Origin of the sequence: Pseudomonas sp. DCA-1 (genome assembly GCF_046523955.1) — a bacterium.
GTDB lineage: Bacteria > Pseudomonadota > Gammaproteobacteria > Pseudomonadales > Pseudomonadaceae > Aquipseudomonas > Aquipseudomonas putida_Y.
Window position 1 is genome coordinate 5923216 of sequence record NZ_CP169881.1, and the last position, 12113, is coordinate 5935328.

The 12113-nt window shown below is 54.0% G+C and carries 15 protein-coding genes; 5 read left to right on the forward strand and 10 right to left on the reverse strand.

Annotation, left to right across the window (positions count from 1 at the left end; genetic code table 11):
- Positions 1 to 211: 211 nt before the first annotated feature.
- The 8 genes from ACE4QZ_RS27735 to ACE4QZ_RS27770 all read right to left on the reverse strand — a co-directional run bounded on the left by ACE4QZ_RS27735 (position 212) and on the right by ACE4QZ_RS27770 (position 6650).
- On the reverse strand, positions 212 to 1045 hold the full coding sequence (locus tag ACE4QZ_RS27735; RefSeq protein ID WP_279935020.1) for an ABC transporter ATP-binding protein: 834 nt from the start codon (positions 1043 to 1045) through the stop codon (positions 212 to 214).
- 107 nt (positions 1046 to 1152) lie between these two features.
- On the reverse strand, positions 1153 to 1509 hold the full coding sequence (locus ACE4QZ_RS27740; protein WP_279935019.1) for a RidA family protein: 357 nt from the start codon (positions 1507 to 1509) through the stop codon (positions 1153 to 1155).
- 16 nt (positions 1510 to 1525) lie between these two features.
- A complete protein-coding gene (locus tag ACE4QZ_RS27745) occupies positions 1526 to 2902 on the reverse strand; it encodes an NAD(P)/FAD-dependent oxidoreductase (RefSeq protein ID WP_279935018.1) in 1377 nt (458 codons plus the stop codon).
- Positions 2895 to 3209: a (2Fe-2S)-binding protein gene (locus ACE4QZ_RS27750; RefSeq protein WP_279935017.1), complete on the reverse strand. Its 315-nt coding sequence runs from the start codon at positions 3207 to 3209 to the stop codon at positions 2895 to 2897. Before ACE4QZ_RS27750 ends, ACE4QZ_RS27745 begins: the two co-directional genes overlap by 8 nt.
- Positions 3199 to 4326 carry an NAD(P)/FAD-dependent oxidoreductase gene (locus tag ACE4QZ_RS27755; RefSeq protein ID WP_279935015.1) on the reverse strand — a complete coding sequence of 376 codons (1128 nt, stop codon included), beginning with the start codon at positions 4324 to 4326 and terminating at the stop codon, positions 3199 to 3201. The genes ACE4QZ_RS27750 and ACE4QZ_RS27755 overlap by 11 nt, the downstream gene beginning before the upstream one ends.
- 34 nt (positions 4327 to 4360) lie before the next feature.
- Positions 4361 to 5209 carry a lysine/arginine/ornithine ABC transporter substrate-binding protein gene (locus ACE4QZ_RS27760; RefSeq protein WP_279935014.1) on the reverse strand — a complete coding sequence of 283 codons (849 nt, stop codon included), beginning with the start codon at positions 5207 to 5209 and terminating at the stop codon, positions 4361 to 4363.
- Positions 5210 to 5256: 47 nt separating this feature from the next.
- Positions 5257 to 5940: an ABC transporter permease gene (locus ACE4QZ_RS27765; RefSeq protein WP_279935013.1), complete on the reverse strand. Its 684-nt coding sequence runs from the start codon at positions 5938 to 5940 to the stop codon at positions 5257 to 5259.
- Entirely contained in the window at positions 5940 to 6650 is a 711-nt protein-coding gene (locus tag ACE4QZ_RS27770) for an ABC transporter permease (protein ID WP_279935012.1), read from the reverse strand. Before ACE4QZ_RS27770 ends, ACE4QZ_RS27765 begins: the two co-directional genes overlap by 1 nt.
- 191 nt (positions 6651 to 6841) lie before the next feature.
- Between ACE4QZ_RS27770 and ACE4QZ_RS27775 the strand changes: the two genes are divergently transcribed.
- Positions 6842 to 7729, forward strand: a complete 888-nt coding sequence (locus ACE4QZ_RS27775; protein ID WP_279935010.1) for a LysR substrate-binding domain-containing protein — start codon at positions 6842 to 6844, stop codon at positions 7727 to 7729.
- A 27-nt stretch (positions 7730 to 7756) separates the two neighbouring features.
- Positions 7757 to 8158, forward strand: coding sequence for a hypothetical protein (locus ACE4QZ_RS27780; protein ID WP_279935009.1), 402 nt, complete (start codon positions 7757 to 7759; stop codon positions 8156 to 8158).
- A 285-nt stretch (positions 8159 to 8443) separates the two neighbouring features.
- Here the strand turns inward: ACE4QZ_RS27780 and ACE4QZ_RS27785 are convergent, their stop codons facing one another.
- Positions 8444 to 9208, reverse strand: a complete 765-nt coding sequence (locus ACE4QZ_RS27785) for an SIR2 family NAD-dependent protein deacylase (RefSeq protein ID WP_279935007.1) — start codon at positions 9206 to 9208, stop codon at positions 8444 to 8446.
- 204 nt (positions 9209 to 9412) lie between these two features.
- Here ACE4QZ_RS27785 and ACE4QZ_RS27790 point away from each other — a divergent pair, with 204 nt between their 5' ends.
- From ACE4QZ_RS27790 to ACE4QZ_RS27800, 3 genes are all read left to right on the forward strand, one after another.
- The gene (locus tag ACE4QZ_RS27790; protein ID WP_279935006.1) at positions 9413 to 10069 is read left to right on the forward strand and encodes a hypothetical protein; all 657 of its coding nucleotides are present in this window, start codon (positions 9413 to 9415) and stop codon (positions 10067 to 10069) included.
- A gap of 158 nt (positions 10070 to 10227) precedes the next feature.
- The gene (locus ACE4QZ_RS27795) at positions 10228 to 10557 is read left to right on the forward strand and encodes a hypothetical protein (protein ID WP_279935004.1); all 330 of its coding nucleotides are present in this window, start codon (positions 10228 to 10230) and stop codon (positions 10555 to 10557) included.
- Entirely contained in the window at positions 10554 to 10859 is a 306-nt protein-coding gene (locus tag ACE4QZ_RS27800) for a hypothetical protein (RefSeq protein ID WP_279935003.1), read from the forward strand. Before ACE4QZ_RS27795 ends, ACE4QZ_RS27800 begins: the two co-directional genes overlap by 4 nt.
- A gap of 90 nt (positions 10860 to 10949) precedes the next feature.
- Here the strand turns inward: ACE4QZ_RS27800 and ACE4QZ_RS27805 are convergent.
- A protein-coding gene (locus ACE4QZ_RS27805) for an IS3 family transposase (RefSeq protein ID WP_087785413.1) occupies positions 10950 to 12100 on the reverse strand; the annotation gives its coding sequence in 2 pieces (ribosomal slippage) (positions 10950 to 11866 and positions 11866 to 12100; 1152 coding nt in all).
- Between the last annotated feature and the right edge of the window lie 13 nt (positions 12101 to 12113).

Here is a 12113-nt window from a genome sequence, read left to right on the forward strand (position 1 = left end):
TTAAAAACTCGCTCGACCTAGGCTCGATCACCAGAAGTAAGCGGGATGGCATTCCGTTGATGAACTGTAGTTCCTGCTTGGTCGATGATTTAGCAGCTCTATTGGATCTAGCATCGTAAAATTGTGAGTTCGGCACGATGGACATAACAGAGCCCTACCTCATTGATGGTTTTGAATATGAATTGGCACGCTAAGCCAGGCTGGCTTAGTCTTACTTTAAGTTGTTTGCCAAAAACTTCTGCAGCCTTTCACTTTGCGGGGCATCAAGAATAGAAGCATTGCCTTGCTCTTCAATTAATCCCTGATGCAGGAATACAACCTTGCTTGAAACTTGGCGAGCAAAAGCCATTTCATGGGTTACCATAAGCATGGTTCTGCCTTCTTCCGCGAGCGACTTAATTACCTTTAGCACCTCACCGACGAGCTCGGGATCGAGCGCGGAGGTGGGCTCGTCAAAAAGTAACACCTCGGGTTCCATAGCCAGCGCTCTGGCAATGGCTACGCGTTGCTGCTGACCACCGGAAAGAAACGATGGATACTGCTGAGCTGTGCGGGGAGGCAGACCTACTTTTTCCAGATACTTCTCAGCTCGGGCAACTGCTTCTTGTCTAGAGATGCCCAATACCTTCTGAGGTCCCAAGCACACATTGTCCAGGACTGTCATATGGTTCCACAGATTGAAGTGCTGAAATACCATCGCCAATCTGGAGCGAAGCTTTTGGAGCTCTTTGGCCTTAGGCAGGCTGTGTTTACCAGCAGTGCCTCCGATCTCCAAGCAATAGTCATCCAGCTTGATCTTGCCAGCGTCGGGCTGTTCAAGGAAATTCACGCAGCGCAGAAGTGTGCTTTTACCCGAACCACTAGCGCCGATAAGGCTGATTACATCTCCTTTATCAGCATGAAGTGATACGCCGCGGAGAACTTGGTGCTCCCCATAATGCTTGCAGAGGCCTGAGATACTGAGTTTTGCCTCAGCGCCTACATTTATTGCAGGCTGATTGCTGCTCTTCGAGTTCCAGGATGCCGCTTCAGAGGAGATGGACATAAGACACCTTATTTTTATCTTCGCGCACGTCACATTCTGCTAGGCGCATCGAAAATGCTGGATGACGTAAATGATCTGCCCTGGTCCTGCAGAGCAACTTTCAGCTTTTAGATGACCGCAGCCGTGATGATCACTTCGATCAACAATGAAGGATCATCAAAGGCTACTTGACATGTAGCGCGTGCCGGCCGGCCAGCAGATCCAAGCCAGTTGCTCCACTCGTCGTTCATAGGATCGAAATCCTGAACGATATTCGCTAGCCAAATTTGAGCGGACAAGATGTGATCTTTATCGCTTCCTGCTTGACTCAGTCGCTCTTCGATTTTTTGCAGCACGTCGCGTGTTTGATTTCGGATGTCCTGAGTACAGTCAGTGGCGGTAATGCCTGCGAGATAGACCACGCCGTTGTGAACGACTGCTCGGCTCAAGCGCGCGTTGCTTTCTATACGATTGATGGAAGTCATATAGGTGTGCTCCTGGTTATTTTTCATTGGCTAGCTCGGCGAGAGTGATCGGCTTCATTGGTGGGCGGATTCGGTAATAGCCAACCTCGGAAGGCGGAACCTGCCGGGCATCAGCCAAAATCTGCGTCACGGAGAGGCCGCATTGCCTACCTTGGCATGGGCCCATGCCGCATCTGCCGAATGCTTTTGTTTGGTTTGGCCCCTCACATCCAAGTGCTGCGTATTGGCGAATAGCGCCCGCAGTGACCTCTTCGCATCGGCAAACGATGGTGTTATTGGCCGGAACCTGAAGGCTTTGAATGGGGCGATACAGCCGTTCAAGCATCGGGCGGATGCATCGGAATTTATGCCAGGCACTGCGAATGCTTTGAGCCTCTGGTTCTGCTGCTTCGGGCTTCAGTTTCTCTAGAGATATCGCGATGCCTAGACCCACCAGACGGCCCTGCAAAGCTGCTGCTTCTGCGCCGTTCACTCCGGCACCGTCCCCCGCAATGTAGAAGCCGGGAACGCTCAGTGCTCCCCACTCATCCTGCTTTGCTACCCAGCAGACTTGGCCCTCATCCCAACGGTGCTCCGCTCCGATGGACAGCGTTGGATGAGTATTCGGCACTACGCCTTGATGCAGCAGTACCAGGTCGCAGTCCAACCAGTGCTGTGAACCTCCATGGGAGAAACTAATGGCCTGGGCTTTATCTTTGCCCTCGATCTGTATGTCGGTTGAGCCCTGGTACCAATCAATGCCCGCCTGGCGAATCTGGGCCATCAATGAGATGCCTTTGAAGAGCTGTCTCCAGGCCGGCAGCGCAGCAGGCAAGTAGCGAGCTGCGGCTATGAAGTCGCTGCGGGTACTCGTATCCACGAGAGCTTTTATTTTCACGCCGGCTTTCAAGTACTGAATGGTCAGCAGGTACAGCAAAGGGCCTGTGCCAGCGAGTACCACGTCCCCATTGGGAACGCGTGCTCCAGTTTTCAGAAGAATCTGGCCTGCGCCTGCTGTCATGACGCCAGGGAGCGTCCAGCCCGGAACGGGCATGGGGCGCTCGTAGGCGCCACTGCAGAACAAGATGCGATCTGCAGAAACGACACGAGTCTGACCAGCAACACGGAAATGTACTTCGCGTTCAGCCGTTACCAGCCACACGGAGGCATTCGGAACATAGTCGATGCTGCTTTCCATGAAGGCGACGACTGATGCGTTGCCTGCCGCATAGTCTTTGCCCAACAGTTCTTTGCGCTTCGGAGACGCCAGGCTTACTTCTCTGTAAATCTGTCCTCCAGGAGTCGCCTGTTCATCAAGCACCATCACTTTCACGCCTTCAGCGTGTAGCCGCATTGCGGCCGCGATTCCAGAAGGGCCGGCTCCGAGAACTACTACTTGCACGTGGTTAGCCATGGATGCCACCTCGGGTCGCTGCTGGGCAATGGGTTTTGACCTTTAAGCCAGCTTGAGTCCGTACTTGGCAGGCCTGTCTGGAGACTCCATCGATTTCAACCAGGCACTCGAAACAGACACCCATCATGCAGTAAGCAGTACGAGAGGCACCGCTCACGGCTGTCTTTCGGGTGACTTCGACGCCAGCTTCGAGAAGGGCTGCGGCCAAATTCGTGTCGTCGGCGACACTTATCTGCTTTCCGTCAAACTCAATGACAACCTCGGATGAGCGTGCATCCAGAGATCGGAACAATGGGCTAGTGGCCATTGGAGGTTACCTCGTAGTCAGGATCCTTGAACCGCTGATCGCTGAATGCATCAAGCTCGTAAGGTGGCGGCCCGCCCGTGATCCACGGGGCCACTTCATATGCATGTACCGCTGCCAGCGTCACACCGCTGTGGCAGGTGAGCGCAAATACGCCAGGCATGCTGAGAGACTGCTGGTAAATAGGGAATCCGTCGGGAGTGAGTACCCTAAGTGCACCCCACGCCCGGACCAGCTGAACATTGGCCAGGCGGGGAAAACAGGCGACTGCTCGACGAGCGATGTTAGACATTACGTTGGCGCTGACGCCGTCATTCAGGCCTGTGGATTCATTGGAGTAGCCAAGCTGCACGGTACCTTCACCGGTCTGTCGAACGTAATTGGTGGGGTAATCCAGAAACTGAGGCAGACGCTCGGTTATGAGGATTTGCCCACGATTTGGAGAAAGCCCAAGAGATATACCGACCTGCTCAGCCAGGGACTGATTGCCGAGTCCTGCAGTCAGCACAACCTGATCTCCCTCCCAAGTTCGCCCGTTGCCGGTCAATCGGTATCCTGAATCCGTGGACTCGATCGTCTGGACATCACAGCCTGTTTCTAAGCTCACCCCGCGTCGTTGAACCGCTGAGGTGAGTGCTTTTAGGAGCAGCAATGGGTTGGTGTGGCCATCTTCAGGGCAATAGCAAGCCCCAACCACATCAGGCCCAATGCCGGGCAAGCGCCGTCGTAATTCTTCGGGATTAAGTTCATCAAACCGGTACTTGCCCTCCAGCGCTTCACGTAGCCAGTGCAGCTGCCGCGCTTCCTCGGCCATGTCTTCCTGGCTCAAGCAAAGGGTGAACCCGCCTGGTTGGCGTAGGTGAACGTCGATACCTGTCTCTGCCAGCAAGTCGTTGGCGAGGCGAGGCCACCGTGCTGCAGAACGGAGCGTCAATCGTGCATAGGCAGGCATCCCATAGCCTTTGCCTTGAACCCAAACGAGCCCGAAATTCCCTCGCGCTGCTCGAAGGGCAGTATCGCCTTGATCCAAAAGCCGAACCTTCTGTCCCTTGCAGGCGAGACCATAGGCAGTCGCCAAGCCGACCAGTCCACCGCCTACAACGATCGTTACACCACTCATAAATTGCCGCTCCGCTAAGCCTGGAATATCTGGTTTATTCCAGTGGAGTTACGTCGAATTTCAGCCATTTCTCGGAAAGCTTCTTCACAGTGCCGTCCTTGACCGCAGCCGTGATGGCTTCATCAAACTTTGTCTTCAAGTCCGTGTCGGATTTGCGCAATCCAATGCCGATGCCTGGGCCAAAAACACCACCGGAAAATACCGGGCCAGCCATATTGGCTTCTTTCAAAGACGCATCTTGAGTTGCGAGTTTGAGGACCACGGCGTTGGCCAATACCGCATCGATGCGACCGCTCATCAAATCCATGTTGTGAGAGTCAACAGTTTTGTATTCGCGGACTTCCACAACTTTTGAAAGGTATTTTTCCGCGAAGGCCGATGCGGTAGTCGAGCCCTGGACACCAATAACCTTGCCCTTCAGTAGGGGCGCCATCTCTTTGATAACGGCCTCGGCACCTGCCTCATCTTTGTCGAGGTCGATGCTCTTAGATTCTCCAGGCAATTTGGCAAGGCTGCTGCTTTCGAGTACTAAAAAACCGTTGAGTGGTGCTGCATATGTGCGACTGAAGCCGATGACCTCTTGGCGTTTTGGCGTAATACTCATGCCAGCCATGATTGCGTCAATTTTCCCGCCGTTCAGCGATGGAATCAGCCCCTCCCAATCATGCGCAGTAATCTCGCATTTAGCTTTCATGCGATCACACAGATCGCGAGCCAATTCGATTTCGAAACCGTCGAGTTGTCCTCCCGGCTTCACAAAATTCCACGGTGCGTAGGCGCCTTCAGTGGCAATTCTGATTACTTGAGAGTCCTCGGCTTTGGCAAACGATGCACATACGCCGGAAAGAATAATTGCGCTCAACGTCAGGCTTTTAAATCGCATGGCAAGCTTCCTCAATATAAATTAGGCAGGTTTATGCCGCTAAATTTTTAGCGCCGCATACCCCGTGTGAGCCGGGATTCCATCAATATCACTGCACGAGTTACGATAAAGTTGAACAGCAGGTACAACGCACCGGCACATACGAAGACTTCGATAGGCCGATAACTCTGTGATACCAGCTTCGCCGCAATACCTGTCACCTCCATCAGGGTGACAATCGAAGCGAGAGAGGTAGATTTAATTTGTAGGATTATTTCGTTTCCGTAAGCAGGCAGCATCTGTCGCCAGGCTTGCGGGATAATTACATAGCGCCAGATCTGATCCTTCCGTAACCCAACAGAATGTGCTGACTCGATCTGCCCATACTGGACGGAATTAATACCTCCACGAAGAATCTCGCTGGTGTAGGCAGCAGTGTTCAAAGCCAGTGCCGCAAGGACGCACCAGTAAGGCTCTCTGAGGTACGGCCAAGCGAAGCTTTCGCGAAGCCAAGCGAACTGGCCAAGGCCGTAGTAAATGACAAAGAGCTGAACCAGAAGCGGTGTACCGCGAAACACGGCTACAAAACTGCGGGCGGGATAATCCAACCACACCTTTTTGGACAAGCGCATTGCGCAGATTACCGAAGCCAGTATCAAGCCAATGGCGCAGGAAAACAGCGATAAAGCTAGTGTGAGAGGGACGCCAGACAGCAGGCGCTCGAAGCACTCAAGCAAGAATGCGAAGTCCATCATGCTCTCCTCATCGGCTTGTTGAGCTTGTGCTCAAGCCGCGCAATCAAATGGCTGCTGAAGGCGCTGATCACGAAATAGAGAGCAGCGGCAGTGCAATAGAAAAGGAAGGGTTGATGGGTAGCACCCGCGCCTATCTGAGATTGGCGCATCAGCTCTACCAGGCCGACAACGCTGATCAGGGCTGAGTCTTTAAGAACCAATAGCCAAACGTTGCCAAGGCCTGGTAGAGCGAGCCTTAACGCTTGAGGGGCGATGATCAGTGAGAACAGCTGGAATTTACCCAGCCCCAGTGAGCGGCCCGCTTCAATGCTGCCAACTGCAACGCTGTTTACCGCGCCGCGCAGAACTTCCAACTGGTAGGCACCGCTGATTACAGAGATGGCGACTACGCCCACGAAAAATCCGGGTAGCCCCATGAATCCTTTCAGTCCGAGGGACTGAGCCAACTCGGTCAGCACCATGCTGCTGCCGAAGTAGAAGAGGTAGATGACTAAGAGATCTGGCACCCCACGCAGCACGGTGGTGTACACGTCGGCGATCCATCTCAGGGCGTAAGACCGTGACAGCTTTGCCCAGCAACCAAGGCAACCAATGACCGATCCACATAGGAATCCGCAAACCGATATCGCGCACGTCATCAAGGCGGCGAGCAGCATATCGGCCGCCCATCCCTGGTCACCGAAGCTCATTACTTCTAAAAAATTCACGGTATTACTCCACGGGCGACAGCGCGCTTATCTGGGTGGATTTTTCGGCAGGATGCTTGCAGCTACTGGCGCCATCGAGGCGCGTTTTTTTTCTTGTTCTGTTTTTTTTTTTTGCACTTTCCCATGCCAGGATCATAATTTAAAATCAATAATAAGCCCTCGCAGTATGCGCAAATGTTATGAGGTGAGTCATGCGTATCCACCATCGCCAGGTAGAGGCATTCCATGCAGTGATGCGAGCGGGCAGCATGACCGGGGCTGCCAACCTGATGTCAGTGACACAGCCTGCGGTGACCCGTCTAATCAGGGACTTTGAGGAAGCTGTAGGTCTACCGCTATTCGAAAGGCGGGGGAGCCAATTGATCCCTACACCTCAAGCGCAAGCTCTCATTCCCGAGGTGGAGCGATCGTTCATCGGTCTGGATCGGATCGGCCGCTTGGCATCTGGGATCAGGGAAAATACGGCTGGCTCATTAAGAATCGCGGCAATGCCGGCAGTGGCGAACACGTTGCTGCCAAAATTTTTGGCCGATTTTCTTCGGGACAGACCGAACCTTCAGATCAGCATTCTGGGGGTCCCATCCAGCCAAGTGGTAGAAATGGTTTCAGCTGGCCAGGTCGATATTGGTTATGCGGAAGGACCGCTCAATCCGCACGGTGTCGAGATGCAATCTGTGAACATGGACGCAGTTGCAGTAATGCCAAGCAGCCACCTCATGGCCGAGTTGGAGGTTGTGGCGCCGAGAGATTTTGAAGGGCAGAGATTCGTTGCCCCCCGACCTGGTACCATTTTTTCTGCTGGCGTGCAGATTGCCTTGGCCCAGGTACCACGAGTCACGCGTCTGGAGACGAGCTTGTCCTATACCGCTTGCGCGCTCGTTGCCCAAGGGCTCGGAGTCAGTATCGTTGACCCGCCTACAGCAATGGATTTTGTCGGGAAGGGGCTCGAAATACGTCCGTTGTCTGTGAGAGTCGATACGGGCTTCCTTGTCATTCGGTCTAGCAAAAGCTCACAACAGAAGCTAACCGAGGAGTTCTCTCATCGGTTCTTGGCGTTCTACAGAAACGGATGGATGTAAGCTGTATGAATGTGAGGAGTCGAGACCATGGCTAACAATCAGCACCTTACTGGTGAACAAAGTTCGGTCGGCCTCAAGGTCGCGCTTCGAATTATCGACGCCTGGCGGGCAACGCCCAGGCAAGCCTGTTGCATCTTGCGGATATCTCTATCGACTTTTCGCCGCGCTGCGCGGGGGGAGCGTTGCGGGAGTAGGCTTGATCTGGATCAGCAGCAGAGGATCGGATTGGTGATCGGAATCCATGGTTTTCTGAGGGAGGCATTCAGCAACCAGGACAACGTCAGTGGGTTCCCTGGCTTTAAGAATTCCAATTCGTTTTTTAACGGGCGTACGCCTCTGGAGGTCATGGCCCAAGGCGACCTGATCTCTCTATACGAGACCTACAAGCGTATCGAGCAGATTCACTGCGGCGAGGTCATGGCTGGTTGATCTTCAGCCGCAGTGACAAGAAGGGTGACGGTTAGGCTACCAGTTGCAGTCGAGGGGCGAGTGCAAGGTAGTCCTGAATGGCATACCCGCTTGGCCTTGTAGGCTCATGGGAGAGCCAGTACCAACCAGCACGTAAGAATATCTGCATTAAAATGTGTAGGAATCAGTCGCGACTAACCTGTAAGAGAGCGGTGAAAGACCCGAATCTCTTGGGGTGACGAGGAAGGACATCCGCGCAAAAAAATGTGCACGTCATTCAGCGGAATGATGGGCAGGTTTGGCTCTCTACCCAGAAATACCTGCGGCTTCAAGCAACGCGGGTAATACCACCCCCGCACCTCCTATCAGCATTATCTCGTCCGCCCCATCTAATCCTACGTCTTCAAGGTTGATATGGATCACGGTAGCCCTCGCAGCTAGGGCCATGTTCGGAATAGCAGCTGCCGGCATGACGACGCCTGAGGTACCTACTGAAATCAACAAGTCACAGCTTCTCACAACCCGAACAGCCGACCGCCAGGCATCTTCCGGAAGGTTCTCCCGGAACCAGACCATGCCTGGACGAAGCTTTCCATTGCATCGAGCACAACGGGGCGGCTCAACCAGTTGTCCTTCTTCGGGAATTTCCAACTGTGCTGGCGATAGCTTCCCAGGCCTATGGCAGGCGAAGCACTTCACGTCCATCAGACTGCCGTGAAGGTGAAACACCGGATTGGAGCCGGCTCGTTCATGCAAGTCATCAATATTCTGAGTGACGACGGATACGTCCCACCCGGCGTTGGCCAGCTGAGAAATAGAATGGTGGGCCGGGTTGGGTTTGGCCTGGACCACCTGGTGGCGCCGCCATAGGTACCAGCTCCACACTAGAGCCGGGTTCTTTCTGAAGGCGTCCGCTGTTTCGAGACGCTCAGGATCGTGCTTCGACCAAAGCCCGGTCAACTTGTCGCGAAACGTCGGTATTCCGCTTTCAGCGGAGATGCCGGCGCCCGTGGAAAAGACAACCTTCCTGGACCTGCGCAGAGCATCCGCAGCTCTCTGAATATTGCTCATACGACATACCTCAGCTCCGCGCCAACTACTCACATCCAGTAAACACTCAAAGGGTCACTCCTCCCAGCCAAAGCTCTCGCGGTTGATCGGAAAGCCAAGCGGCGAGTGCAGAGTGCTGCATACTGATACCTCGGTTTCAAAAGTCCAGCTGGATATGAGCCGTCCCACCTGCAGCCGCCTATAGCCCCTTCGCGGGAGGTGCTTATGACCACTCCCTTCGCGCGCATCCAGACTAATCGCGAGACTGCCGTCGAACCGGGCACGTCGGAGAGCAAGGTGGCCTTAATCGCTACCTTGTCGATCGAGGCCAATTCTGGTGAGACGATCGATGCGTACCTCGGTGGGTTGCAGATGTACAACGATCTATTTGAGTGGAAGCTCAGCGATTATCCCCAGAAAGCACTCGACCTCATCATCGACTGCTTTCTCCCAGCGGAATCGGTACCCCGTAGTATTTTGGAGACAGGTGTTTCTGTCGGTGTAGTCCGCGCCAGGGTCTTCCAAAGCGGCGACTGGATATCAGGAAAACAATGGGTGCGGCTTGCATCCTCCACCGGCGAACGTATTGACCCTGATCAGTTCCTGGCTGAAGAGCAGATCTTCTCGCTCCGACCAGGCAAGGTGAATTACTTCCCGATCTACGGCTTGGATGGCAGTCGCGGATATCGACCGCTGATCGGCCTAACCGATGTCTTGTCTGAGCTCTCAGCCAGAATGGACGAATGGTCAATGGCAGCTTGGTTCCAGACTGAAAATTCGACACTAGGCGGTGTCGCACCGAAGGCTCTACTGCGATTCGCGCCAGACAGAGTGTTGGCCGCGGCGAAGAAAAAGCCAAAGCGGGGTCGCCTCACCAAATAGTCATATGCAGATTCTGCACATGAATCCAGCGCGCGTAAGAGAGTTCGGCGAACTGAGTCAGCGACCAGTATTTTGAGTACACCTCACCATAGTGTAGGCGACGTTCGCAGACTGCTGAGCATGATGCAGTTGCCTAAGGCCGCCTCAAGGAATTCATGATGAGCAGCCAACAAGAATCCTGGATGCACCCGCAATCAACGGCCCCCTACACCGATTGCTATTTGACAGTGATCAGGGCGGTTGACGCGAAGTACGACGTTCGCGGCTATCTGTTGTCGCAGCTGGTGGTACTGTGCCTGAAAAATCGAGCGGCCATTCCGTTCGCCCTACGTGCTTACTACGAAAGCTGTGTCCAGAAGGAAGCCATAACGTACCTGGAGCAATTTACAGCTCATCTGCTATTCGGCCTGAATGGACGATTCTCGCCCGACGAATACAGATATCGCTCTCATTCATCCTCTCGAAGCTCTGAGGCTTGGTCGGAATGAAAATCACCGGTCTTGTAGAAACTGAAGCTGTGATCGACGTACGTTGCGACGTCTGCGACTCCGCCACGCGACTAGCAAACGGCAACCTGCAATATGGGCTGCTGCAGGCGCATTGGGGCTACGGTGCCCTTCACGACGGCGAACGCTATGAGGTGCACCTATGCGAGAGTTGTTTCTTCGCGACCATTGCCTACCTCAAGCAAGAGCGGCGTACGGTCCACCTTTTCGAGGAAAATCAGCAGCAATCTGAAGAGAATTTCGGGCTAGCTGCAAAAGATGACTTTTTCCGGGATGACCGCTGACTCGGAACCTCGAGTTGTGTCATTCACTTTGGCTTTTTTGGATCAGACGATGGTGAGTGCGACTCCATGTAGTGAATCGCCCCTGGTTTCCTAGACACTCTCCAAGCTCAGGAAATAGCGTTTCTCATACTCTATTGGAGACAGCTGCATAGCACTGCTGTGTCGGCGTTTAGGGTTATAGAACATTTCGATGTAATCGAAAATATCACTTCGGGCTTCTTCACGGGTTGTGTAGATCTTTCGTCGGATGCGCTCCCGCTTCAAAAGTTGGAAAAAGCTCTCGGCTACGGCATTGTCGTGGCAGTTTCCCCGCCGACTCATGCTGCTGATTACATTGTTAGCCTTCAAGAAGCTTTGCCAATCTGAGCTACTGAACTGACTACCTTGATCTGAGTGAATCATCACTTGCTGCTGTGGCTTGCGTCGCCACACAGCCATCAACATTGCGTCGATAGCCAGGTCGCTGCACATCCTTGGCTTCATTGACCAACCAATTACTTGGCGTGAGAACAGATCCAGCACTACCGCTAGATAGAGCCATCCTTCATAGGTGCGGATGTAAGTGATATCTGTCACCCAGACCTTGTTCGGCTCACTGACCTTGAACTGCCGCGCGAGGTGGTTGGGCGAGGCCACTGTTGGTTTTCCACCGTAAAACCCTGGACGCCGCCGATAGCCCGTTTGCGAACGCAGCCCCTCCGCCTGCATCAAGCGCCCGACTCGATTTCGTCCGCATTCCTCTCCCAGCTCACGTAGGTCATCGTGAATTTTGCGGTAGCCGTATACACCTCCGCTTTCTAGCCAAGCGTGCTTGATCAAGCCAAGCAGACGTTGATCTTCTTTTGCTCGGGCAGATTGAGGCTCGGCCAGCCAGGCGTAGTAGCCGCTGGGGTGCACCTTGAGGGTTTGGCAAAGGCGCCGCACCGGGTAATCAGTCGAGTGCTTCTTGATGAAGGCGTACTTCAGCCGCACTCCTTGGCAAAGTACGCGGCGGCCTTTTTTAAGATGTCTCGCTCTTCAGTCACGCGCTTGAGTTCAGCGCGTAGCTTGCGCAATTCGGCCTGCTGATCGTCGTCTTGCTGACGCTGCTCTTGGGGCTTGGTGTAGACCTTGATCCAGGCGTAAAGGCTATGTACGGACATGCCCAGGCGCTGGGCGACATCGGCGACGGGTTTGCCTTTCTCGGTCACTTGCTTGACCGCTTCGATCTTGAACTCTTCGGGGTAACGCTGACGACTCATGGCACCTCCTATT